The following is a 23,942-nucleotide window of genomic DNA, read 5'->3' on the forward strand; positions in this document are numbered from 1 at the left end:
GAATCATGAAAATCAAAGAAGCTGCCGATCTCGCCGGTGTCAGCGTCAGAACCCTTCACCACTATGACGAAATCGGACTACTCACACCCGACACTGTTACTGATGCCGGTTACCGGCTTTACTCGGAGGCGAACCTGGAAAAACTCCAGCAGATTCTCTTTTTCAAAGAGCTGGGCTTTTCCCTTCAGAAGATTCAAGTCATTCTTGAAGATCCGGATTTTGACCGGAGTGAGGCACTCCAGCTGCAGCACGAGGCGCTCCTTGAAAAAAGGCAGCGGCTGGACCGGATGATCAACACGATTGAAAAAACAATCAGACACGAGAAAGGAGAAATCGACATGAGCAGAAAAGAGAAATTTGAAGGCTTTGACTTCAGCACGAACCCATACGAAGAGGAAGCCCGCCGGCGCTGGGGAGACGAGGCGGTCGACCGTTCAAACGAAAAGGTGAAGCAGTTTGACCAGAGCAAGCAGGAGGAAATGAACGCCCTCTACCGGGAACTCGCAGCAGTCCACCACCTGGATCCAGCGTCCAAGGAGGCCCAGGAGACGATCGGAAAATGGTACCGGATGCTCCAGCAGTTCGGTAATTACACCCCTGAAATGTTCCGAGGACTCGGGGAAATGTACGTGGCTGACGAACGGTTCACAAAAAACATCGACCGGTTCGGCACGGGTCTCGCCCGCTTTATGAAGGACGCTATGGCAGAATTTGCCGACAGAAAAAAATGACCTTTACCCGCCATGCGGACAACCCCGCATGCGGGGTTCTGTGTTAATGCGGTTTATCTATGTTATGGTGAAAAAATAGAGGGCAGTTTCGCCTGACAACTTTGAATGTAAATAATAAATTTTTATAATCAGAAAGGATGAACTAAACACATGCAGTCACTCGAAGGAAAAAATGCACTCATTACCGGCGGCAGCCGGGGAATCGGTCTTGCCACAGCCAGGGAACTGGCAAAGGAAGGCGTACGCCTCGGTCTGATCGGCCGCTCCGGAGAACACCTTGCTTCAGCTGAAAAAGAACTCAAAGATCTCGGCGCCACGGTGGTTACAGCAGCTGCCGACGTAGCAGACGAAGCCGCCGCGCACGAAGCTGTCAAAACAATCGAAAATGAACTGGGCGCCATCGACATCCTTATCAACAACGCCGGCATCGCCATCCGCGGCAAGTTTGCCGACATCCCGGCTTCCGACTGGCAGAGAGGATTCGACGTCAATGTGATGGGCATCGTCCATGTCACCCAGGCCGCCCTTCCGAAAATGATCGAAAAGAACCGCGGTGACATTATCAATATTTCCTCCATGTCCGGTCTCAAGGGATCGAAAGGCTCGAGCGCCTACAGCGCCACAAAGTTTGCCGTAATCGGTATGAGTGAAGGCCTTATGCAGGAGGTCCGCCCCCACAATATCCGCGTGAGCGTCCTCACACCGAGCCTCGTGGAAACGGATCTCACCCGCGGTGACGCCGAGCGTGATCCGGAAAAATTCACCCAGGCCGAGGATCTCGCCGAGTTCATGGTGAGCCAGCTTAAACTCGAACAGCGCACTTTCGTAAAAACCGCCGCTCTGTGGGCAACGAATCCGTTTTAATCAAAAAGCAGGGACCTGACGTTAACTCGTCGGTCCCCGCTTTTTTATACCCGGTTCCTTCATTAAAAATTCAGTTCGCTACGTTCGAGGCCGATTTCGCTACGTTGACCCGGGTGTTCGCTACGTTCAGTGCTGATTTCGCTACGTTGGCCCGGGTGTTCGCTACGTTCGAGGCCGATTTCGCTACGTTGGCCCGGGTGTTCGCTACGTTGCCAGGCTACCCTCCCCGGCTACTGTTCCTCCCAGTCCTCCCACTCGAGTTTCACGCCCCAGCGGCCCGCCAGTTTCTCGAGCTTTTCCTCGTACTCGATATATTTCTCATCAGACTGCATGAGCAGATCGAATGCCGTCTCCTCCCCTGACTGCCAGGCTTCCTCTGACGCAATATGAAGACGAAGCGATTCATTATGAAGCTCGTGAACTTCAGCAAGCTTCTCCTTCCCGATCGTTTCGCCGATAGCTTCCGACCGTTCCAGAATCTCCTTCAGCCCGGGCAGCAGCCTTTCCTCTGAGAACACCATAAGTGCCTCCTCGCTGTCGCCGACGGTCGCCTCTTCATCCATCAGGGAAAAGTAGTCCTCCGTCAAAGCGTAGGTATCATCGAGATACTTCTCCATCGCCCCCGTGTTTCCAAACGCCTGCTGGGCAAAAAAATACCCGCCGATTCCGATCACCATCACACTCACAAGCACACTGATGAGTTTCCTGTTCACTTGTCATCTCTGCCTCTCCAGCTAAATTGATATTGAATAATCTGATTATAGTCCGTTTCCCTCCGGCCGCCTCATGCCAAATGACCCATTTATTTCCTCCTCTTAGAAAAAAATGATAATACACTGCAAACCCAGCAACAATACAACTGTGTTGACAAATCCCTATATACCCCGTACAGTATACATATACCCCTTAGGGTATTTAAAAGTGAATTTTCCCCACTGAAAAAACAAATCAACCAGGGAGTGGTACGCGATGAAAAAGATGAACATGAAGGTTACTGTACACGCAGAAGGAATGACATCCGAAGCAGCAGCTGGCAATCACACGTTTACAATCGACGAAGGTACCAGAATGGGTGGAAAAGACAGCGGCCCAAACCCGCTCCAATCCGTCCTTGGCGCCCTCGCAGCCTGTGAAAACGTAACAGCCCGCATGGCTGCAAAAGAAATGGATTTCTCATTCGAATCGATGGATTTTCAGATCCAGGGTGAATTCGACCCGAGAGGATTTATGGGTGAACCAGGCGTCCGCCCTTACTTTGAAACGGTCACTATTGAAGCCACTGTTAAAACAGATGAAAGTGAAGACCGCCTGAACGAACTGAAAGAAAAAGTCGAGGCACGCTGCCCCGTATATACAATGATGAAAGAAGCCGGCGTTACCATGAACGACACATGGAAAAAAGCCTAAACGGGTAACAGAGATGAGTACAGACTTACCCCGGACACCTGAATCATCCTGCATTCAGCAGCACCTGGCCAACGAACGGACTTTTCTGGCATGGCTCAGGACGGCCATCGCTCTTAAAGGGATTGGCTTTATTGCCACAAGCCTGCACTTTACAACGCCGCTTGGAAACAGATTTTCCTCAGCGATGGCCATGACCCTGAGCGCTGCCTCGTTTTCAGCCGGTACGATCATCATTATCGCAGCGGCACTGCTCTACTTTAAAAACAGGAAAACAATCAATACCGGCAGTTTCACTTCGTCTTCAGTAATGATTACCGCATCTGCAGCTGCCGTTATTCTGGTAATGTCTTTACTCTTTGTTTATTTTCTAACCACCGCCCGAATGTAACGGGTATCAAAAAAATGGAGGGATACAATATGTTTCTAAAATACTTTTACGACGAATCACTTGCACAGGCATCCTACATGATCGGCTGCCAGGCGACAGGCGAAGCCGCCATCGTTGATCCTGCACGGGACATCGGTCCTTACATCCGTACAGCGGAAAAACAGGGCTTCACCATTACCGCAGCCCTTGAAACCCACATTCACGCCGATTTCGTTTCCGGAAGCATCGAGCTTTCCGACCGCACCGGTGCCACCGTGTACCACTCAGCGGAAGGCGCCTCAAACGGCGGCTATTCGTTCCCCGCTTCCGTGAACACAGCCCCGGTCCGTCACAACGACACGATCGAACTGGGCAAAACCCTGTTCAAAGTGATGCACACCCCGGGCCACACGCCTGAGCACATTTCATTTTTGCTCACCGACGGCGGGAACCCGGAAAAACCGATCGGTATCTTTACAGGCGATTTCGTTTTTGTCGGTGACGTAGGCCGCCCTGACCTGCTCGAAAAATCCGTTGGGGTGAAAGATTCTGCAGCCGAAGGGGCGAAACAGATGTTCAAATCACTCGAGCAGTTCAAAGAGCTGGAGGACTACCTTCAGGTCTGGCCGGGACACGGAGCAGGAAGCTCCTGCGGAAAAGCCCTCGGTGCCGTGCCAACCACGACTGTCGGTTATGAAAAGCAGTTCAACCCGGCGCTTCAGTACGACGACGAGCAGTCCTTTACCGAGTTTCTCCTTGACGGCCAGCCGGAGCCGCCTGCCTACTTTAAGGAAATGAAGGAACTGAACAAAGGCGTCACCGGCCTTCTTGCCAGCATCGAACAGCCTGTCGAATTCGCCTTCAGCGAAGGTAAAATTCGTGAGCTCGCCCAGTCAGACGAAAATATTGTAGTCGACACAAGGTCCTCATCCCTTTTTGCCCAGGGTCACCTGGAAGGAACGATCAACATCCCGTTCCCTGACGGCTTTCTCGAGTGGATGGGCTGGCTCACAGACTACCGCCAGAACGTCTACCTCATCGCAGGACCCGAGGATCATGACAAAATTGCCGCGTCCCTCTACAGCATCGGGATCGACAACGTAAAAGGGTTCTTCCCGCCTAAAACCGTTGAAAAGGCAAAAGAAAAACAGACGTACGACACGATTCCTCCTGCAGAAGTGAAAGAAATGAAAGACGAAGGAGAAATCCAGATCGTTGACGTACGCTTTGAAAACGAATGGAATAACGAACGGATTCCTGACGCCATCCACGTGATGCTCGGTAACCTGCCTGAAGAGGCAGAGGAAAAAATACCGAAGGATCAGACCATTGCCGTACACTGTGCCTCCGGAAAACGGTCAGCTATTGCAACGAGCATCCTCCTGAACAAAGGTTACGATGTGAAAAATATCGGCGGCGGCTTTATGAAGTGGAAAGCGGAGAACCTCGAAACGGAAACACCGTAAAAGCGGAGGAATGAACCTGTGAAAAATAAATTCTGGATTGTAATCGCATCCCTCCTCCTCGTCTATCTCGCCTACGATCATTTCAGCACTCCGGATGGTGTCAGCCAGATCAGTGCCGGTGAGCTGGAGGAGCTGATTGCAAGCGACGGTGACCACTACTTCCTGGACGTCCGGGAGACCCATGAATTTGCAGAAAGTCACGTGGCAGGAATGACGAATATCCCGTTATCTGTTCTCACCGATCAGCTGGACCAGCTCCCTGATGACAGGGAACTCGTCATCTTCTGCCGCTCCGGCAACAGGAGCATGCAGGCTGCAGAAATCCTCCAAAGTGAAGGTTTCGAGCAGCTTACGAACGTCCGCGGCGGCATGAACGCCTGGAACGGCGAAACCGTCACACCATAAAATAAAGAGCGAAGACGCCGATTGAGGCGCTTCGCTCTTTTCCTGTGGTAAACTATATAGATGGAACTACTCTTCCAGCTTATTAAAAAGGAGCGATTCATCATGGCCAGGAGCAAGGCAAAGAAAAAACGCGCCCACGCGATCCGTAACGGAAAGCGCGACGCCACCCTGTCACGGGGAACGATCAGCGGATTCAGCACACATGAAAGACGTACCAAAACCAAAAAGGATGCCCTTCACAAGTCACAGACCAAACACAGAAAGAAATCCCTCCCGCAGCAGCCAGGCCGCGACGGAGGGATTTTTTATTTCCTTCTATATGAAGAACGTACGTTTTTAATTTGCTGCAGGCAGAAACTTATCACTAAAACTGCCTTAAATCCGCGGGAAAAACTTACGCCTCTTCCGGCAGAAATCCGAGATCGCCCCAGTTTTCCGCATCGGTTACCACTCGCTTCAACAGCCGGTAGCCAGCCTCAAAATCCCGCAGATCCGCTACTTCAACCGGCGAATGGGAATAGCGCCTCGCAAACGTAATCGCACCGGCCAGGACCCCTTCCCGCTCCAGGTGCACCGCTGCCAGATCCGTTGTCGCACCGCTCATGACTGCCATCTGATACGGCACGTCCTGCTCTTTTGCATAGCGTGTGAGCAGTTTTTTCACTTGCGGCGACATAAGGTTGCCGCGCACCGCTCCTCCGGCAAGGGCCGGAATGACCGGACCGTTTCCGATGGCCACCGGATACCCGCTGTTCACACTGTCAGGCGTATCGGCACACGGAATTGTATCCAGGACAATTGCAAAATCCGGGTTCACATTGTACGTGGCCACCTTTGCCCCGCGAAGGCCCACCTCTTCCTGAACGGCCACCACACCCACAACCGTCCCGGCAAAGTGACGATTCCGGCTAAGCTCCTCAAACAGCTGAAGAAGAAGCACACAGCATGAACGGTTATCGACCGCTTTTCCGCAGATCAGGTTTTCATTTGTAAATTTTTCAATGGCACTTATGTAACTCACGGGTGAACCAACTTCAATTCCCATCTCCGTCACTTCTTCACGGGATACAGCTCCAACATCCACATAGAGCTCGCCCATTGCCGGCACTTTGCCCCGCTCTTCTGCTGTCTGCAGGTGGCCCGCTTTAACTCCCACGACCCCGAAATGGCCGTTCACGTTCACTTTCCGTCCAATAAGGAGCGATTCAATCACCCCGCCGGTCCGCTCCACCTTCAGAAACCCCCGGTCATCGATGTCCCTGACCACGCACCCGATTTCGTCAGAATGGGCGCTCACCATCATCTTCGGCCCCGGCTTCGTTCCCTCAATCACCGCGTAGAGGTTCCCCATGTGATCCACTTCCACCTCGTCAGCCACCATCCTGAAGCGGTCTGCAAGCGCCTTAACCACATGCATCTCCTGACCCGGCGTCCCTTGAATTGCCGCAATTTCCTTAAGCTGTTCGTAAAAAAGTTCCGTATTCATGAATCGGTGCCCCCTGTATGTAAGTTTCCACGATCATACCATAGTCAGAACATTAGGACGATCATTCATACTCGCCTTTAACCTGAAGCCTGACGTCCAGCACAACGGCACTCCTGCCTCCATCAACCCTTGTGTGCCACTTTTCCCCGGTTCTGATACGCTGCACCCTGCCGGCCGCAGCTCTCTCTATAAAGCTCCCCGAGCGGCCTCTTCATCCTGGCATACGCTTCAGCCTCATGAAGCTTCATCCATACAACCTCTTCGATTTCATCGGGCATCACCACTTCCATCTTTCCCCCAAGTATTCGTCCGAAAAAGGTGAAAAACACAGCATGGTTACCTGAATCTTCATAGTAAGCTTCCTGTACGTCTGCAATTCCATATACAGCCGCTTCAAGTCCCGTTTCTTCCCTGACTTCTCGCACCGCCGCATCCTCCAGCCACTCACCCGCTTCCACAGCACCGCCTGGCAGCGTAAAGTAGGATCCTTCACTGCCTATATTTTTCACCATCAAAATCTGCTCTCCCGTGTCATCAAACAGCAGGACGTGTGTGACATCCACTCTGTTCATTCGGCTCCACTCCCCTTTTTGTAAATAGCTGTTTTCGGAAAGATTGTTGTTTTATTCCGCTGCAGGCGGACGCTTTCACCACAGGCACAAGTGCGACATCCGTTCATGCTTCACGGTGTCTTCTATGCCGCGGGCATCGCTTCAGCCTCCTGAGGAGTGCTTCTGCTTCTTCCTCTGCAAGGTAAGCTTCGAAGCTGTATGCGTCGAAGCAGCACGAAGCAATCACAGGCTGTAAACGCTCACACCTGATGCTATTCCCGCCGGAGTCGCCGCCTTTCGCTCTATAGTTAATTTGATCAATAGCAGCAATCTATACGAACACAGCCTTGTAAATAGCCTGCAGGAATACCAAAGAACCGGTCTGCTCCCAGGCCGGCTCCCATCCACTCCATCACATTATTCTGCTTGTGGAAGAATCACCTGCTCGTCATAAAATTCTCCGCCACCGCCGCCAAAACCGGTATAGTAGACGTCCCCTTCATCATCACGGATCCGGTAAACCGGAGCCATCGTGTATCTCCCCTCACCGATCGCATCGCGGATTTCACCTGTTATGGGAAAATAAATGAGGAGCTCTTCCTCGCTCAGTTCAAGCGGAAACGTGACCGTCTCTCCCGTAAACGTGCCACCGTCCATGTATTCATCAAGATCCGAGTCCGCTGCCCCCAACTGAACCTTCAATTCCTCCTCGAAGTAATCATCTTCCATCCCCGGAAGCCATGCAATGATTTCTTCAAGGGTATGGCCGGATGGACCGGTCATGCTGAACACGTAACCTGTGGAATAAGCATCCCCTTCTTCCTGTATCGGTACATGGCCGTTAAAGTCCCAACCGTCATCCGGAAAGCTTCTATTTCCATCTTCATTCTCAATCATTCTTACCCTGTAGGAATCGGTCAGATCAAACCGCTGATGTTCTCCTTTGAACACCCATGTCATTTCGGAAAGGTCATACACTTCCGCAAGCCCGTCTTCCCGGATCAGCATCTCCCGGGATCCTCCATCAATGATTTCCCTATGGCCATTCAGGCTGAGTGAAAGATTTGCCAGGCCATACCGTTCATACCAGCTTCCTTCGTATAGAATTTCGACCTCAACCTCTCCTTCAATAATTGCAATTACCTGCCCCGTCCCGTCCCTCAGTTCAACATCCTCCACCTCAGGAATTGCCTGAAACGGATGCGCCTTCACCCAGGTAACCGGCAGCACAAACTCCGCTGTTTCCTCACCCGCATCCACAAACACCAGGTTCAAACCATTCCCATCCACCGGGTACACCCCGGATGCCAGTGGACTCTGCAACTGCCACCAGATCACCGCTCCAGCCACCCCTGCCACCAGAACTCCCGCTAAACTCCACAAACCTTTTCCCACCACAGTTCCTCCCTCAACTGAATTACCTGAGCCGATTCAAACGCTCTATCTGAATCTATGTAACTCCCGTTCAGTCAAACACCTTAATAAAGGCATTAACAGAAGCTGTAAACCGCCCCAGGTGAAAGACAGGGATGCCTCCTGTCCGCCCCCACATAAACGGCCGACCCCCCTGCTGTGTTTTTATAATGGATTTTCAGCATATTCAGCACAGCTTCCATAAAATCCTTCTTAACAAAAAAAAGGACAAATAATCACCTCATTATTTATGGAAATTCAATTCCAAATCCAGAGGCTTATGATACTCTTAGATTATCTGAGTATATTGCATAAGGTAAAACTTCACTCAACCAACGAAGCAGAATAGTTCAATAAAAGGGGAAGGGGAAACAAAACAATGAAAAGGTTAGCCGTTATTACAGTCGGTAAGACCCACAGTGGGAAAAGCACCTTTGCAAGGGATTTAGAAAGACAACTGCAACACTCTTTTGTTTTGGATCAGGATAATCATGCTGAATTTATTAATAAATTTTACCCGATGCTGCAGCCAAAGACCGGCCCTAATACTCTCAAACATTCAATCTCCAAGTTAATTGTTGATTATGCTAAGGAACACACGGATTTACATATCATTGCGAGCAGTGCAAATCGGAACAGAAAAGGCAGGGAGTATCTCCTTGAGGAAATATTTAATCCAGATGAATTTTTCCGCGTTCTGGTTCATTTCGATATTCCGGATGAAATTCTCTATGACCGGGTTATTCATAGTAAACGAAGTACAGCTATCTTCAGAGGATCTTATTCAAACTTCAAGGAAGTGCTCCTGAGACAACAAGCTGAATCTCAGTTAGAGGATGTCGCAGATCCTGAAGCAGGAGAAGCAGACCATTTATTTGTTATTAGGCAAAACGAAGAAGCTGATTCTGTAATAAAAGAGATTGTTGGTATTTCCAAGTGTTTATAATTGAGTTCCAGCCCAGTATTCAGCTACAGGGAGCGCAAATCTGTCCATCTGCTAACCTGCTGTAAATTGAGCGAAAAGCATCATGATGCCGAGAAAAACAGCGAAGAAACCCACAATTTGAGCCAGAATGATCCGCCAGTCCCCTGCCGGCTCCCCTGCAGCAGTCCTGAGAAAAAACCTTAAAACAGCCGGAACCACAAACAGTACCGCAAACCCTGCCGCAAATACCCATGGGGAAAATCCATGTTCCGTAACAAAATAAAGGATAGCCAACAGGACAGCCCCGCCCCAGAACAAACTCCAGAATGCGTACGTTTTCTCCATTCCCGCCTTAAATCCTTCCAGGGATACAAACAGACGATTCTCCTCCTTTATTCTGAAGAACTTTGAAGCAAAAAGCCCAATAAAAAAAAGCACATTCACCACCGTAACTGCGATCAGCACAATCGCAAGAGGACCCGGCGAAAGCAGAAAATTTTCGTTCATTAAGACCTCACCTTCCTCCGCACCAATGAACAGATTGCTGAAGTAAAACAGCCCCGGTACACAGACTGTGCCGGAGCTTCCTTCTGTCTTCACCCTGTCCCGCCCTCACGGCGCGTAAAAATCAGTGCGTGGTTGTAAGCTGTTACTTTTCCCTGTTCACATGTGACAGTGCTGGGTATAAGTGGTGAAAGAGGACTCGAACCTCATTGGGACACCCCTGGTCCCTTACCTATTGTCCGGCAATCCCTGCCGGCGGGCTGCACTCGCCTTTTTACATGCCGCTACCAACTGAAATTCCTGAAATGCTCTTATGCCTGGTCTTTTAAATCCGTCCGCCAGTTCAGCTCCTGAATCCGGGTATCCACTTCCCGGTACCTCTTCGAGAGCTCGTCCACTTTTTTCTGCAGATCCCTCACATTAAACGGTGTTATGTACTTAATTTCCGTTCGGGAATAGCGGTCCTGCTTCAAAGATGCCTCCGCAGCGAGATCACTGTAGATTTCCCGCTTTTTCCCGATCATATCGCGTTCAATCAGGGCATCGCCAAGTGTCCATTTTTCGTCGTAATTCGTCTCGTGATTTGTGCGGCTGATCTGCTTTACGAGAGTATTCAGCCGATTGACATCGAGCAGAAGCTCTTTCCCGAGCTCCTTTGGATCTTCCGGCGGGGTCTCCCCCTCCTGCACCTTTGCATAATTCAACATCCGCTGCTTCAGCTGCTCGACACGCTTCTGCAGATCCGCCCGTTCAATCAGTGCTTCTGCAAGTTTCATCGACTCCCACGCTCCTTTTAAACTATTTACCTATTATACTATAATCTTACAAAAGTCGCGTGGATTTACCCAGTCCCTCTATGAAATTGGTGGAGTCATTATCCGATAGTCCAGCAAATAACTATTTCCAGGCATGCTTAATGAAAACTACCATCCTGATGGTTGTAAATCCATGCATTTCCATTGAGCAGGCATAAAATAAGCAGAATCTTTTTGAAAGGAGGGAAAAATATGAATCAATTTGCCGCGCTTATCTCATGGACCCCGAGCACAGGCACACTGACTTACAGCGTAAATGGTGTCACTCAGACAGCAACAGTCCAAACAACGACGACCCCGCGCCTGGCTGCATTCAACCGGTTCCGTCCAGGGGACCCGGTCCGCCCACTCGTGGCGCGATGGAACAATCTCATCCAGATGACCAGTGGCCGGGTTATTTTCGGTGAGACATTCGACACTGACGTAGATACCTTCTCTATGCTCACATCTGCGTTAGCCGCTCATAACGCAGACATGCAGCTCCATCTGCAGCCAAATACAAATGTTGTAGCCTCACTCCGACCCGTTCCTTTTCTTCCACTAAATCCAATATAAAAATACAGGTTAATCTCTGCCAGTTTTAGCATATAAACTAATAAAGTGTTTATATATCAACTGGAAATAAGCATACCAATTATTGAGAAGTGGTACGCTTTTTCTGTGCTATTGATTGTTTTCTCTCCCGGAAACTGAACCTGCTGGATTTACACACTGGTTCTACTATTTCTGTCGTCCTCAAGTTTTTTCTCTATTTGCATAATATGATGACGATCGTGCTTTATAAACATCTTCACAAAGCTTTCCGGGGAAAACCGCCGCTTCCCTTTACCGATCGTAAACCTGATGGCCGGATCCATCCCCTTCAGTTCCTGAACCAGCTTCTCTCTTGTTTTCACAAACATACTAACGATTTCCTCCACCGAAACTCCCTCAAGCCCATTAATGGCCTCCCTGTTAAATCTGTCATGGTCCGGAAATGCTGGAAGCACCCCTCCGTCCTCCATGTGCGGCACCATATTCTCCAGCAGAAAGCGGTCCCACATATACATATGCCCGACAATCTCCCTGATACTCCACTTTCCTTCAGCAATTGGTTCATATAAACCATCGTGGGAACCTTCCGCCATTAACGACTCAATCGGCTCTGCAGCCTGTTCAAATTGATCGAAAGTCGATTTCATTCACTCTCCATCCTTTCTGCACTGAAAAATGATCGTTGTCGGAAGTTTCGATGCACGCTCTGCGGTATACCAGCTGTTGGCGTCCTTCTCGAGGTCACCGTCGCTCAGCCGCACTTCCTCAACGATCTGTTCAATCCGGAATCCCGCACGGGCCAGGGTATTGACGTATGTACTGATTTTGCGCTGCTGCATCACTGCCGGCTCGTGCCACGACTTATGTTCATAGGCTCCTTCTTCGAGGTAGGATTTTGACAGTGTAAGCCCCCTGTCTTCCTCTGTTATGCGGTTATACAGCGGGTGCTCCCAGCTGAATACGAACGTACCACCGCTTTTTAATGACCGGTATGCGCCGGTCAGCGTCCGCTCGAGATCGGTCGTCCATCCGAGGGCATAGACCGAGACGATCAGATCAAAGTAGCGGTCAGGCACCCCGGGATTCTCTTCCATCGGTGATTCAAACAGATGAACCGGCACCCCGCTTTCGGACAGTACATCCTGCGCGGCGCTGATCTGCTGTGTGGAAAGGTCAATGCCCCACAGTTCTGCTGCCCCCCGCTCCTCGAGATACTTCAGCGAATGACCGCTTCCGCACCCGAGATCGAGCACCTTTTTCCCTGCGATTTCCCCCAGCAGATTCAGTTCATTTTCCGTTGGCGCAAGCGGGCCATATTCCGGCAGCGGATTTCTTCCATAAAACCGACCTGCTACCTGATTCCAGACTTCCTTATTTGTCTTTAATGCTTCCAGATTCATTTCCTCACCCTTCCTTAACTTCCCACCGAACATACATTCGACATAAGATGAGTGAATTCCTTTTTTATTTCAAAAAAACCGGGTTAGCGGAATCCTGGTATTTATCCTGATTAAATGCAGACGAGCCAATATGCTCTTAAACAAAATGCTCCGTTAAAGTCCATTGTTGATTTCCGCTCACTGCCCACCCTTTCCGCGGGCACCACTTCAGCCTCCTCGGGAAAACCACCCTGCGGGGTCTTCCGTCGGTGCTTCTTCCTCTGCAGGAAAAGCGTCGAAGCAGATCACAGCAATTTCATGAAGCAGAAGTTCTTTGCTGTTCCCGCAGGAGTCTCGGACGTCCGCTCCAATCAACTTTCTTTAATAATCAATCTTAAGCTTTAGCAGAGCCAAAAAAAAAGACCACCGGAGCCTGTATGGTCCGATAGTCTTGGCCTGATTAGTTTTCTTCAGGGCGCTTTACGTGAAGAGGAGGCGGAATGAGCCAGCCTTTCTGTTTCAGCATCTTCAGAAGTTTGGCCCCATTCTGGGCTTTTGTCATATGGAACTGCCCGAACATCATGGCAACATCCTCACGTGTGCTCTGCCCCATTGCCTGGCTGCAGGCCACAAGCCCTGCGGCAAGATCCTTCTGCACGGATGCAGCGATTTCAGGATCGTTGAATCTCGCTCCCGGCGGAATTTCCTCAAGGTCTGCGTCTGCCCGTTCAGGCGGACTCGGCGGAAGCGTCACCCCATTCGCCTTCAGCATGTTTGTAATCTCATCGTCTTCCTGTCTGCCCTGCTCAATCAGGTCGTTGATGAATTTTCTCAGCTCTTCGTCCCCGCAGTGATTTGCAAGTGTCTGATAGGCAGCCTTCGCAGCTTTCACTGTCGAAAGGTGCGTCCAGACACTGAACACTTCACCGTAATGAAGCGGTTCATCCTGCGGATTTCCTGTCATAATACCCATAAAAGCCCTCCTGAGGTTCATAGTGTGGTCTCCTTTGTCCATTTGATGACCAGGTCTAGTGTGAGTTGAATCGTGGTTTATTATACCAGCGGCCTTCTTATCACATGATAAAATTTCATTCTGTGAATAAATCCCAGTTATCCTCAAATATTACTCAATGATCAATCAATATTTGAAAGGGGACACCGAACCGTGAGTATTTTTGACGAAATGGAAATGAACCGAGTCGGGAGAAAAACCGCGAAACCTGTAAACCGGGATGAACTTTTCCAAAACCCTCTCATACACAGAGAGATCAAAGGCAATGCCGTATTTGCCCCTCTGGACCTGAAACGGATTTGGAATCTTCCCAGGTAAAACTTAAAAAGCATGGTACATCCTCTTTCCTAATACAATGAATAGCAGTGCAGACCAGGAAGGAGAGTTATCATGTTTTTTCATATGAAGGAACTGCAGTATCATGCCAAGCCGAGCCGGCCTGATCCTATATTTGCAAGACAGCTTCAGGAAGTGCTTGGAGGGCAGTTCGGGGAAATCTCTGTTGCGATGCAGTATCTGTTTCAGGGGTGGAACACCCGCGGTCACGATAAATACCGGGATATGCTTATGGATGTGGGAACCGAGGAGCTCGCCCATGTGGAGATGCTTGCCACGATGATTGCCAGGCTGCTTGACGGAGCCGAGCTCGGTGACCAGGAAAAAGCCGCACAGGATCCCGTGATTGGAGCCGTCATTGGAGGTATGAACCCCCAGCACGCCATCGTATCAGGACTTGGGGCCATGCCGGCTGACAGCAACGGCAACCGATGGACAGCGAATTACATTATTGCAAGCGGAAACCTGCTTGCGGACTTCCGTATGAACCTCACTGCCGAATCCCAGGGACGCCTCCAGGTGACCAGACTTTATGAATCAACAAGCGACCCGGCAGTTAAAGATATGCTCTCCTTCCTCATCGCAAGGGATACGATGCACCAGAACATGTGGCTCGCCGCAATCGAGGAGCTGGAATCGCAGGAGAATATCGTGGTTCCGAGCACTTTCCCGAGAGAGCTTGAAAAACAGGAAGTCGCCTACGATTTCTACAGTCTTTCCGAAGGTGATGAATCAAGCGCAGGCCGCTGGGCCCAGGGTCCGAGCATGGACAGTATGGGAACTTTCCAGTATTACTCTCAGGGTATTGCCTGGGGTGGAAAACCAAAACTCAACGATGCTCCTCCTTATATCTTCAACACCCCTCCGTGGGTGAGACCTTCCAGGTAAGCCGGCATTCGTGCCGGCTTTTTTCATGTCCGGATGGAAAAAAATCATTTTCTTCCCCTGAACGGTAAAGAATACTCGTTAAAGGAGGAAAGACGATGCCAGAAAACGTAACGCAGAAATTAATCCGCTCCCACCTCGTTTCCGGAACGATGGAACCTGGTGAGGAGATCGGTCTTAAAATTGACCAGACGCTCACCCAGGATGCCACGGGCACCATGGTGATGCTCGAACTGGAAGCAATGGGCCTGGACCGCGCAAAAACAGAAGCTTCCGCACAGTACGTGGATCACAACATTATCCAGGCAGACAGCAAAAACCCCGATGACCATCTGTTTCTCCGGAGTGCCACCAGAAGGTTCGGCATGTATTACAGCCAGGCAGGCAACGGTGTAAGCCACCCGGTACATATGCAGCGGATTGCCGTTCCCGGTAAAACACTCCTCGGATCCGACAGCCACACGTGCGCGAACGGCTGCATGGGTATGCTTGCCATGGGAGCCGGCGGGATCGATGTTGCCATGGCCATTGCAGGCGAACCGGTCTATATCAAAATGCCGAAAATATGGGGAATCGAACTTACCGGCACTCTTCCGGAATGGACGAGCGCAAAAGATGTTATTCTCGAATTTCTCCGCCGTCATGACGTGAAAGGCGGAGTCGGCTATATCCTCGAATACTACGGTTCCGGTCTTGATTCCCTCGACGCCATGGACAGGCACGTCATTGCCAACATGGGAGCCGAACTGGGGGCCACCACCTCCGTCTTCCCATCCGATCAGGAAGTGAAAAGGTTCCTCGCAACCCAGAGACGCGAAGAGGACTGGACTGAACTTACAGCCGACGCTGGCGCCGGCTACGACCGTTACGAGCAGATCGATCTTTCCACAATCGAACCGCTCATCGCCAAACCGTCCAGCCCCGGTAACGTGGTTACAGTCAAAGAAGTGGAAGGTGAACCGATCTACCAGGCTTATATCGGCTCTTCAGCCAACCCCGGTTTCCGTGACTTTGCCGTAGCGGCAGAGATTGTAAAAGACAAAAAAACAGCCAACGGTATATCATTCGATATCAACCCTTCATCCCGGCAGATTCTGACGGACCTGATCAACGAAGGACACCTTTCCGGACTTATTGCTGCAGGCGGAAGAATTCACCAGGCCGGCTGCAACGGCTGTATCGGTATGGGCCAGGCTCCGGCCACTGGAAGAAACAGTCTGCGGACAACCCCCCGCAACTTTCCGGGACGGTCGGGAACGAAAGAGGACAGCGTCTTTCTCTGCAGCCCCGAAACCGCAGCCGCCTCCGCCCTGACCGGTAAAATTACGGACCCGAGAAGTCTCGGAGAGAAAGCTCCTGTGGTGAAAGAACCAGCCAGGCCGACAGTGGACGTGGACCTCCTTGAGGTTCCCCTCCCGCCTGAAGAGGCTGCCGAAGTCGACCTTGTAAAAAGTGGAAACATAACATCCATCCCGCCGATGGACGAGCTTCCCGACGAGCTTGCGCTTCCTGTCCTGCTGAAAATGGGAGACAACATTTCCACCGATGAAATCCTGGCGGGCGGTGCACGCGTGCTTCCATACAGAAGCAACATTATAGAAATCTCGAAGTTCACGTTTGAAATCGTCGATGAACATTACTACGACCGGGCAAAAGCAACCGTATCAAAAGGCGGCCATGCCATCATAGCCGGAGCGAACTACGGCCAGGGGTCCAGCCGGGAACATGCCGCTCTTGCTCCACGCTATCTTGGATTAAGGGCCGTACTCGTGAAAAGCTTCGCCCGGATTCACTGGCAGAACCTGATTAATTTCGGGATTCTCCCCCTCACTTTTCAGAACGACGACGATTTCTCCCTGATCAGCGGTGATGACCTTCTGATTATAAAGAATATCCGGGCAAGTCTGCAGCAGGGTCAGGCGATCACTGCCGTCATCCAGTCATCCGGAAAAAGCATCACTCTTAATCACGGGCTGACAGAACGCCAGAAAGATATCATGCTTGCCGGCGGGCTTATCAACTGGATTAAAAAAAGAAAAGGAGCTGACTGATGTGACCAGACACACCCCTTTATGCCTTGCCTGTGAAGGCAGCGGCCTTCTGATGGACGATGAGGAATGGCACTATACGTGCACCATCTGCGGCGGTTCAGGTGAATATACCTCGTCAGTGGCATCCGAAGTCCAGGACACCGACCCCAACCACAGAACACTTGAATAGGAAAAGACAGGCGGGCATAATATGCCCGCCTGTCTTTATTATTTGAGGGGTGAATTAATAGCTCTTATCGATCGCCTGACTTGCCAGCTCCACATCCCCTTCAAGAAGAGCTTCCAGATCGTAGGAAGGATAGTCACTGCGTGCATACATAAAAGCAAACACTTTCCCATGTGCCAGAATGGCGTTATTCAGCTGGTTTCTCAGCGTCTCACGCAGGTCGGATGTAGCGGTTTCCGTAATGGCAATACTGTAATTTCTGACGCTCGTTTTTAATAATCCCAGTAAATCTCCGGCGTAAAAAGCCGTCTCGTCCTGCCGGAACGTTCCGACCGATTCCGGCACCGGGGCTTTAGGATAATACTCCAGCAGTTCCCTGAGGTTGTTCGTTATACCTTCAATCACTTCCTGATATAACCGCTGCAGCTCTGAATCCGCCACCTTACTGTATGCTTTTTTCAATCGAATAAGCCCTACGGCCTGAAAAGCCACCAGCTCATGTATTTCCAGTGTTTCGTGCCAGGCAAGATGATTTTCCTGAATTGAATTTTCCATTCCTTTCCCTCCCTGAATACATTCCATTTAACATATTCAGGTAAATTCTGCCGGCATCTGTCCATGTGGAATTTGGGCATCTGCTCCAGCACTTTCTTATAAGGCACATTGGAAAATTTTAGACCCAATATTTTAACGCCCTCTACCCATAATAAACAATGTGCTTAACAGAACGCTTAAGCATTCAATTCGCAGGGAGGCAGTTAAATGGTCGAATTTATTCTGATCACACTGCTGGTTCTCGCCGGAATTGCCGTATGGTGGACGGTTAGTGCCCGCAGCGCTGAACCGGAACCGCATCCGGCTGAAATCCCGGCAGACCAACACCACCACAATTTCAAGGAGGAATATGCTATGGAACGTGAATTCGAATCCCAGAGAGCAAAAGAAGCAGCCCGCAATGCTGCAAAAGAACGCCAGGCGCAGCGTGCAAGCAAAGCTGAAATCGAGAAAGTTGTTGACGCTGAAATCGGAAGCGAGCTTGCTCCTCTGAAAAAACAGCTTGAATCCATTCAGCAGACACTTAGCCAGGCCCAGCAGCAACAGCAGCAGGGTCAGCAGCAGCAAGGGCAGCAGCCGGGACAGGGCAGCAGCCACATGCAGGAAATGTCTGCAGAACTGTCCAACCAGCTTCAGCAGTTCTCCAACCAGGCTCACCAGCAGCAGCAGCAGACTTTCCAGCAGCTTCAGCAGTCCCTTCAGCAGGCAACTCAGACGCTTCAGGATGTTGGCCAGTCTCTTCAGTCCTTTAACGTTCTTGAACAGATCAACCAGCAGATGGAGCAGTCCAAGAGCCAGCTTCAGCAGCAGGCTCAACAGGGGCAGCAGACCCAGCAAGCTCAGCAGCAGGCTCAGCAGGCCCAGCAGGCTCAGCAGGCTCAGCAAAATCAGCAGAACCAGCAGAATAAAATGCAGTAACCTTGTACCGGCAGAGCCCGGAAATTGGATTAAGCCCGGGAAACCGGGCTTATTCTGTGATAAGCCCACTCTTATTATCTGATAACTCTTCTGTACCTGTACATAACCGCCAACCGTTGTTTAACCTTCGTTTAACCGACCAGAAACAGAGGTGACAGACCTAATGAAGAAAAAAATCTGGTGGCTGACTGCCGCTATAGTCGTGGCAATCGGTATTATTACCGCTTTTACGATTGAATTCGAGCACGCCTACATACCGGATGATAACGATCTCCTCGAGGCTGACAGGGACAGCTTTCGGGGGTTTGACGTGTGGGGAGAAAGAGTGAAAACGAACCCTCATGCCTCTCAAACCGGGCAGGCAAAGCTGCCGGAAGGGTCTGTAGAGGTGGATGACCGCCTTCTGGCTCTCGGACGCGAGGAATTTTATACCGAAACATTCAATAACGACGAATATATGACCGATATCGTCGGTATTACAAGCGGAGCCATCACCCTCGGCAGCATTGTGAAAGCCACCGTCATGCTCATGGGTCGCGGCACGGATGATCTGCAGGTTGCCCTGGCGAAGGATTTAACAATCGGGGACCGCACATATAAAAAAGGTGAAAAAGTCTCCACAGGTATGGATGTGGCAAAAGGCTCGTTCACACCGATCGGCATGCCGATCGAATATTCCCGCGGGAAAATCCGGGCCGGCGCCAGCTGTGCATCCTGCCATGCCACGGTTGACCGGGATACAGGCAAAGTCATCGAAGGGGCGCCAAACGCCAATTTCAACGGCGGTCTGCTGCTTGCGATGGCACCCAACTCGGCGGCCTACTTTACAAATACCGAACTGGAAGTTGAAAAAGTAAAGGAATACATGGACAAAAAACGTGCAGTCAAAGGGGAAGACGGGGATACAGAGTTCCTTCCCGATCCCGAAAAAGTCGAGGCCGCAGTCGATGAAATGCTCGTCAAGTGGCCACAGGGGAACTTCGACTCCACCATGGACCTTGAAAACAACCCGTCACAGATTCCCGATTCCTTTACACTGCACGATCACCCGTACGGCTGGAACGGGTTTGCCTCAGTCGGCCCTTTTAACGGCCTCAGTGTACTGAATAACAACGTTCACGCCCAGAACTCAGATCTGCTCGCCCAGTTTGAGCAGAGCAGCGAACTGTTCGATATGGATAAGGAGCAGTACATCGGGATGATTCTTCAGAACGCAGCCAATCCGAATTACCGTTACGACCCGGACAGCGGTGAGAAACCATCCGAGTTCTTCGCAAAGCTGGATGATACGCCTGATGTTCCCGGAGTCAATGAAATGATCAGACCGCCGACATTCCCAAAGCTGTCGCTGTATTCCCCTAACGGGACAGTGATCAGTTCTCCCGGCCACCGTGTCGGCGAACAAATTAATGCCATGTCCGCTTTTCAGAATGCGCTCCGGCCTCCACTGAAAAAGAATACAGAGGCTGCTTCAGTGAACGCCGACCTTGGGCGCGATGTATTTGAAAGAGCGAACTGTCTGAGCTGTCACGCAGGAGAAGGGTACACGAATCACAGCCTTATTCCCGCCGAAGAGGCAAAAACGGAGCCTTCGAGGGCGAAAGCATTCAGAGATACGGCCAAACTCATGGAAGAGCCGTGGATTTACTCTCCCGATACGCCGGTTCCGATACCGGAAAATGCCAGGAAAATCAGAGTTCCAACCGATCACCTCTCAGAGGCCCAGCTCGATCGCACACTTGCTCAGGGGAATCCCGGCGCCTACAAAGTAAAAGGACTCATCGGTCTCAGATGGAGCGCACCCTACCTCCATGACGGCGGCGTAGCTGTCGGACCTGATGAGGAAGTAGACCTTGGTCTGCCCGGCACCTGGGAGAAAAACATCCACCCCGATGCAGCAAACAGCCTCAAAGGGCTCATTGACCGCGACCTGCGGGATAAGATCATGAGAGCCAACAGGCAGAATACGGATCTGCAGGAAGCCCACGTGACCGGGGAAGGCCACGAATACTGGGTCGACGAGGAAGCCGGCTTCTCCGAAGAAGAACAGCAGGCGCTGATTGATTACATTCTCGACTTAAAACTGGATTAAATCAAAAAAAACAGCCATTTCGGCTGTTTTTTTGTGCATGCTCACTTATCCTCCGAATTATCAATCTCGACCCTGCTTCTCACCCCTACACCCTTTAGTGCCTGCCCGGCAAGGTGATCGGCTTCCCGATTCTCTTTTCGCGTCACCAGCTCATAATTCACTTCCACCCCAAGCGCCTGCCACTTCGCCTCGATCCGGTCTGCCCAGCTGTTCAGCCCTTCATCCATCACCGGCCATTCCCCCGCCAGCTGATTAATCACCACCTGGGAATCACCGCGGACTGTAATCGGGAGCCGGCCCGCACCGAGCGCTTCAAGCTCCTCCGCCGCAAGCAGGAGGGCCGCATACTCCGCTTCATTGTTCGAAGCAACGGTACCACCATGTTCGTTCCGGCGGACACGCCAGCTTCTGCCGTTCTGCTCATAGTATACTGCCGCACCGAGCCCCGCTTCACCTGACTGTTTATCAAAACCACCGTCAAAGTAGACGACTACGTGGTGGGGCTCATCCTCCACCTCCCGGACAAACCTGCGAAGCTCCTTCAACGTCCACGTCCTGTCTCTCCCGTCAAAAAAAACGACACTCTTCAAACGCCCCGTCCTCTCCAGATCCTCCGCGAGGGAAATCGCCTCCTCTACACGCATGTCCCCGGAACTGAACCCGGTTTCCAGCCCTTTAGCCGTTCTGTATACGATCTCCAGCCTTACATTCATCAATCGTTCCTCCTTATTTTCCAAGCAGAAGTAAGAGTTTTTCCAGAGAGGCATAAGCATGGATCTGCTTTCTGTTCCGCTTATTTAACAGATTTATCACTTCATCAGCCAGTTTCAGGCAACCATTCTTTCCCGCAAATGCCGGGTCTTTGAACTTCAGTTTAAGTTCCGCACTTTCACTCGTATAATCCGTATGGTTTACTGCCAGAAGCAGGCTTACCCTTGCAAGCTGCAGATGATCAAAGCCCCGGTACCCGCTCTCGGGCTCCCGAAACGGATGCAAATAACCTTCCCGCTCCCAGTACCGGAGAGCCGAAGAGGATACGCCCATCTTTTCTGCTGCTTCCCCTGTTTTCAACAGAGCTGCCGGTTCTCCCTGCAGCCATGCAAGTTCTCTTGCCCTCTCCACCGCACTCCGTTCCTTCCCGCGCTGAATCTGCAGGTCATTAAGAAACCACACTGCTTCTTCAACCCGGTCTTCCCGCACGCAACGAATTACCTGGACTGCCGCGTCCATCCCAAAACCGTCGGAAAGGTCGGTCACGCATGCAAACCAGACTTTGTGCTCTTCTGTATATACTCTGTACCCGCTTTTTGTCCGTTCCGCAGGCGGCACAAAACCACGGGCTTCATAGTGCCGAAGTGTGCTCGTACTCACACCGAGGCTTCGGGCAATGTCAGCAGGTTTCAAACGCTGCAAAGTACCTCCCCCTTTAACCTGATTGTAAAGTTAACAATATCATATCCTTTGCAGTTGAGATAAAAAGCATTAACTTTCCCATTTGCTTGAAGGTTGTACCATTAGACTGTACGAACAATTAAGGAGGGATTCATCATGCAGACACCTGCTTTTACTGCTGATATGACCATTTCCCAATTGGGGACCGCACTTTCCTCTTATGTTGAGGAGAAATGGAGAATTGTACTCGAAAACGACCTCGAAGAATTTCAGGCAATCTTTCCTGAATACGAAGATGCCACATACGGCATCTTTACAGAAAGACTGCTCGCAGAAGTCTGGAAGGACGTTGAACAGGCAGGATTCAGCACTGCCGCTGAAACGAAGAAAAATGACTTTGTTATTGCCAGCTTCCTGCATTTCAGCAACTCACTTGAAAAAGATACCTGGGGCCCGCCAGGCTACGAAAAACGTGTCTTCTGGATTGTCGTGCAAAACAATAAGAACGAAAAAATCGGAACACTCCTGTTTGAACTGCCTCACTCCCACGCGGAATTTTCCGTGCCGGAAGCGCCCCGCTTCCTCCCGCTCTCCACGATAGAGGGAAGGGAAATCCGATCGGAAATCAGAAGACGGAACAGCAGATAAAAAAAGGCTGCTCGTGAATGAGCAGCCTCCATTATTCATCAGAAAAACGAAGCAATCAGTACAAGACTCACGATCGTATACGCGATAATGCCGCCGATGGAACAGATCCGTCCGGCGATGGCCATGTACTTTCCGCCGCCTTTATCCGTTTCGATCTCCTTAAGTGCCCGGTTTGCAAGCACAATGCCCCCAATTGCCGCAAGAAGCCCCATGTACGGCAGGACCAGGGATAAAATTCCGAGCACAAGTGACCAGACTGCTTTTTTGTTCTTCCTTTCCTTTTGATGATGCAAAGAAATCACGTCCGTTTCCGCCTGTAAAAAAGCAGCGGCTCACAGTAAAGCCGATGCCGGCAGTCATTTTTTCTACTTCTATTATACCGTAATTTCCCCTTCATAAACAGACTGTTCCCCGCCCCCCGGAAGCGTTAAACTGAACTTTACACATTTTAAAAAGGAGCTGATCCCGTCTATGACACCAGACCTGGGCCTGAACAAAAACGAAGTCCGTATTACCGATTACAATCCCGACTGGAAAAAAGAAGCTGATCGTACAATCTCAAACATCCTGAAACACACCGGCCTCCAACCGGAACAGGTTGCCCACGTCGGCAGCACTGCCATCCCCGGCATCAAAGCAAAACCGATCATTGACCTCGCCGCAGCCATCCCTTCCCTGAACGAAGTTGATGACTCGCTCATTTCCTCACTGCGCCGGTCAGGATTCCTACGCCTTCGTGTGGAGCGCCAGAACGAAATTGTCTTTGCCCGTTTCAGGGACAGCTCTTACCAGGTAAAAACTCATTTCCTCCACCTCACAGAAGCGGACAGCGACCTCTGGCATGATCTGATTTTTTTCCGCGATCACCTGAACGCAGCCCCTGTTGCACGAAGACAATACGAACAGCTCAAACTCGCCTACACCGCCCGCACCTCAGAAAACATTTCCGACTACACCAGCCATAAAGAGCAGTTCGTCAAGTCCATTTACCGCCTGCGAAAAAACGGAAAGAGGCCGGGATATGGTAAAAGTGTTTAAAT

The 23,942-nt window shown here is 50.8% G+C and carries 28 protein-coding genes and 1 pseudogene; 16 read left to right on the forward strand and 13 right to left on the reverse strand.

What is annotated here, in order from left to right; all coding sequences use genetic code 11:
- The first annotated feature begins 5 nt into the window (after window positions 1-5).
- Entirely contained in the window at window positions 6-731 is a 726-nt protein-coding gene (locus FGB90_RS10095; RefSeq protein WP_138810728.1) for a MerR family transcriptional regulator, read from the forward strand.
- Between the two features lie 150 nt (window positions 732-881).
- The gene (locus FGB90_RS10100) at window positions 882-1,595 is read left to right on the forward strand and encodes a 3-ketoacyl-ACP reductase (RefSeq protein ID WP_138810729.1); all 714 of its coding nucleotides are present in this window, start codon (window positions 882-884) and stop codon (window positions 1,593-1,595) included.
- Between the two features lie 230 nt (window positions 1,596-1,825).
- On the opposite strand, the gene FGB90_RS10105 is transcribed toward FGB90_RS10100, so the two are convergent.
- Window positions 1,826-2,308 (reverse strand): hypothetical protein, encoded by a 483-nt coding sequence (locus FGB90_RS10105; RefSeq protein WP_138810730.1) that lies wholly within the window; start codon window positions 2,306-2,308, stop codon window positions 1,826-1,828.
- Window positions 2,309-2,564: 256 nt separating this feature from the next.
- Between FGB90_RS10105 and FGB90_RS10110 the strand changes: the two genes are divergently transcribed.
- The 5 genes and pseudogenes from FGB90_RS10110 to brfA form a co-directional block, all read left to right on the forward strand.
- Complete coding sequence (locus tag FGB90_RS10110) at window positions 2,565-3,002, forward strand: OsmC family protein (protein ID WP_138810731.1); 438 nt, start codon at window positions 2,565-2,567, stop codon at window positions 3,000-3,002.
- 13 nt (window positions 3,003-3,015) lie between these two features.
- Complete coding sequence (locus tag FGB90_RS10115; protein WP_138810732.1) at window positions 3,016-3,390, forward strand: YidH family protein; 375 nt, start codon at window positions 3,016-3,018, stop codon at window positions 3,388-3,390.
- 29 nt (window positions 3,391-3,419) lie between these two features.
- Window positions 3,420-4,835, forward strand: a complete 1,416-nt coding sequence (locus FGB90_RS10120; RefSeq protein WP_138810733.1) for an MBL fold metallo-hydrolase — start codon at window positions 3,420-3,422, stop codon at window positions 4,833-4,835.
- Between the two features lie 18 nt (window positions 4,836-4,853).
- A complete protein-coding gene (locus FGB90_RS10125; protein WP_138810734.1) occupies window positions 4,854-5,240 on the forward strand; it encodes a rhodanese-like domain-containing protein in 387 nt (128 codons plus the stop codon).
- Between the two features lie 102 nt (window positions 5,241-5,342).
- Window positions 5,343-5,558: pseudogene (gene brfA / locus FGB90_RS20235) on the forward strand (ribosome rescue factor BrfA); the annotation flags it as partial.
- Between the two features lie 76 nt (window positions 5,559-5,634).
- On the opposite strand, the gene FGB90_RS10130 reads toward brfA, so the two are convergent.
- From FGB90_RS10130 to FGB90_RS10140, 3 genes are all read right to left on the reverse strand, one after another.
- On the reverse strand, window positions 5,635-6,726 hold the full coding sequence (locus FGB90_RS10130) for a M42 family metallopeptidase (protein ID WP_138810735.1): 1,092 nt from the start codon (window positions 6,724-6,726) through the stop codon (window positions 5,635-5,637).
- A gap of 122 nt (window positions 6,727-6,848) precedes the next feature.
- Complete coding sequence (locus FGB90_RS10135; RefSeq protein ID WP_138810736.1) at window positions 6,849-7,298, reverse strand: NUDIX hydrolase; 450 nt, start codon at window positions 7,296-7,298, stop codon at window positions 6,849-6,851.
- Window positions 7,299-7,694: 396 nt separating this feature from the next.
- Complete coding sequence (locus FGB90_RS10140) at window positions 7,695-8,672, reverse strand: hypothetical protein (RefSeq protein ID WP_138810737.1); 978 nt, start codon at window positions 8,670-8,672, stop codon at window positions 7,695-7,697.
- 397 nt (window positions 8,673-9,069) lie between these two features.
- Here FGB90_RS10140 and FGB90_RS10145 point away from each other — a divergent pair, with 397 nt between their 5' ends.
- Window positions 9,070-9,636: an AAA family ATPase gene (locus FGB90_RS10145; RefSeq protein ID WP_138810738.1), complete on the forward strand. Its 567-nt coding sequence runs from the start codon at window positions 9,070-9,072 to the stop codon at window positions 9,634-9,636.
- Between the two features lie 51 nt (window positions 9,637-9,687).
- On the opposite strand, the gene FGB90_RS10150 is transcribed toward FGB90_RS10145, so the two are convergent.
- Both FGB90_RS10150 and FGB90_RS10155 read right to left on the reverse strand, forming a co-directional pair.
- Entirely contained in the window at window positions 9,688-10,215 is a 528-nt protein-coding gene (locus FGB90_RS10150; RefSeq protein ID WP_210237233.1) for a hypothetical protein, read from the reverse strand.
- Between the two features lie 215 nt (window positions 10,216-10,430).
- Window positions 10,431-10,895, reverse strand: a complete 465-nt coding sequence (locus tag FGB90_RS10155; protein ID WP_138810740.1) for a DIP1984 family protein — start codon at window positions 10,893-10,895, stop codon at window positions 10,431-10,433.
- Between the two features lie 231 nt (window positions 10,896-11,126).
- On the opposite strand from FGB90_RS10155, the gene FGB90_RS10160 reads away from it, so the two are divergent.
- On the forward strand, window positions 11,127-11,489 hold the full coding sequence (locus FGB90_RS10160) for a hypothetical protein (protein WP_138810741.1): 363 nt from the start codon (window positions 11,127-11,129) through the stop codon (window positions 11,487-11,489).
- Window positions 11,490-11,638: 149 nt separating this feature from the next.
- Here FGB90_RS10160 and FGB90_RS10165 read toward each other — a convergent pair whose 3' ends face one another.
- The 3 genes from FGB90_RS10165 to FGB90_RS10175 all read right to left on the reverse strand — a co-directional run bounded on the left by FGB90_RS10165 (window position 11,639) and on the right by FGB90_RS10175 (window position 13,862).
- Window positions 11,639-12,115, reverse strand: a complete 477-nt coding sequence (locus FGB90_RS10165) for a DinB family protein (RefSeq protein ID WP_138810742.1) — start codon at window positions 12,113-12,115, stop codon at window positions 11,639-11,641.
- On the reverse strand, window positions 12,116-12,868 hold the full coding sequence (locus FGB90_RS10170) for a class I SAM-dependent methyltransferase (RefSeq protein WP_138810743.1): 753 nt from the start codon (window positions 12,866-12,868) through the stop codon (window positions 12,116-12,118).
- 439 nt (window positions 12,869-13,307) lie between these two features.
- A complete protein-coding gene (locus FGB90_RS10175) occupies window positions 13,308-13,862 on the reverse strand; it encodes a DUF3231 family protein (protein ID WP_246056138.1) in 555 nt (184 codons plus the stop codon).
- A gap of 387 nt (window positions 13,863-14,249) precedes the next feature.
- On the opposite strand from FGB90_RS10175, the gene FGB90_RS10180 reads away from it, so the two are divergent.
- The 3 genes from FGB90_RS10180 to FGB90_RS19670 all read left to right on the forward strand — a co-directional run bounded on the left by FGB90_RS10180 (window position 14,250) and on the right by FGB90_RS19670 (window position 17,300).
- Window positions 14,250-15,083: a manganese catalase gene (locus FGB90_RS10180; protein WP_138810745.1), complete on the forward strand. Its 834-nt coding sequence runs from the start codon at window positions 14,250-14,252 to the stop codon at window positions 15,081-15,083.
- Between the two features lie 95 nt (window positions 15,084-15,178).
- Window positions 15,179-17,131, forward strand: coding sequence for an aconitate hydratase (locus FGB90_RS10185; RefSeq protein ID WP_138810746.1), 1,953 nt, complete (start codon window positions 15,179-15,181; stop codon window positions 17,129-17,131).
- A 1-nt stretch (window position 17,132) separates the two neighbouring features.
- Window positions 17,133-17,300, forward strand: coding sequence for a hypothetical protein (locus tag FGB90_RS19670; protein ID WP_171051778.1), 168 nt, complete (start codon window positions 17,133-17,135; stop codon window positions 17,298-17,300).
- Window positions 17,301-17,354: 54 nt separating this feature from the next.
- Here FGB90_RS19670 and FGB90_RS10190 read toward each other — a convergent pair whose 3' ends face one another.
- On the reverse strand, window positions 17,355-17,852 hold the full coding sequence (locus tag FGB90_RS10190; RefSeq protein WP_138810747.1) for a spore coat protein: 498 nt from the start codon (window positions 17,850-17,852) through the stop codon (window positions 17,355-17,357).
- A 207-nt stretch (window positions 17,853-18,059) separates the two neighbouring features.
- Between FGB90_RS10190 and FGB90_RS19960 the strand changes: the two genes are divergently transcribed.
- Entirely contained in the window at window positions 18,060-18,770 is a 711-nt protein-coding gene (locus FGB90_RS19960) for a hypothetical protein (protein WP_171051780.1), read from the forward strand.
- Window positions 18,771-18,933: 163 nt separating this feature from the next.
- Window positions 18,934-20,862, forward strand: a complete 1,929-nt coding sequence (locus FGB90_RS10200) for an electron transport protein (protein ID WP_138810749.1) — start codon at window positions 18,934-18,936, stop codon at window positions 20,860-20,862.
- A 41-nt stretch (window positions 20,863-20,903) separates the two neighbouring features.
- On the opposite strand, the gene FGB90_RS10205 is transcribed toward FGB90_RS10200, so the two are convergent.
- Together FGB90_RS10205 and FGB90_RS10210 are read right to left on the reverse strand one after the other, a co-directional pair.
- On the reverse strand, window positions 20,904-21,575 hold the full coding sequence (locus FGB90_RS10205; RefSeq protein ID WP_138810750.1) for a reverse transcriptase-like protein: 672 nt from the start codon (window positions 21,573-21,575) through the stop codon (window positions 20,904-20,906).
- Between the two features lie 13 nt (window positions 21,576-21,588).
- The gene (locus tag FGB90_RS10210; protein ID WP_138810751.1) at window positions 21,589-22,275 is read right to left on the reverse strand and encodes a MerR family DNA-binding transcriptional regulator; all 687 of its coding nucleotides are present in this window, start codon (window positions 22,273-22,275) and stop codon (window positions 21,589-21,591) included.
- 135 nt (window positions 22,276-22,410) lie between these two features.
- Between FGB90_RS10210 and FGB90_RS10215 the strand changes: the two genes are divergently transcribed.
- Window positions 22,411-22,902 carry a DUF6022 family protein gene (locus FGB90_RS10215; RefSeq protein ID WP_138810752.1) on the forward strand — a complete coding sequence of 164 codons (492 nt, stop codon included), beginning with the start codon at window positions 22,411-22,413 and terminating at the stop codon, window positions 22,900-22,902.
- Window positions 22,903-22,940: 38 nt separating this feature from the next.
- Here the strand turns inward: FGB90_RS10215 and FGB90_RS10220 are convergent, their stop codons facing one another.
- On the reverse strand, window positions 22,941-23,204 hold the full coding sequence (locus FGB90_RS10220) for a DUF4190 domain-containing protein (protein ID WP_138810753.1): 264 nt from the start codon (window positions 23,202-23,204) through the stop codon (window positions 22,941-22,943).
- Window positions 23,205-23,373: 169 nt separating this feature from the next.
- Here FGB90_RS10220 and FGB90_RS10225 point away from each other — a divergent pair, with 169 nt between their 5' ends.
- Window positions 23,374-23,940: a GrpB family protein gene (locus FGB90_RS10225; protein WP_138810754.1), complete on the forward strand. Its 567-nt coding sequence runs from the start codon at window positions 23,374-23,376 to the stop codon at window positions 23,938-23,940.
- Window positions 23,941-23,942 lie beyond the last annotated feature (2 nt).

Source organism: Alteribacter natronophilus (genome assembly GCF_006007885.1).
GTDB lineage: Bacteria > Bacillota > Bacilli > Bacillales > Salisediminibacteriaceae > Alteribacter > Alteribacter natronophilus.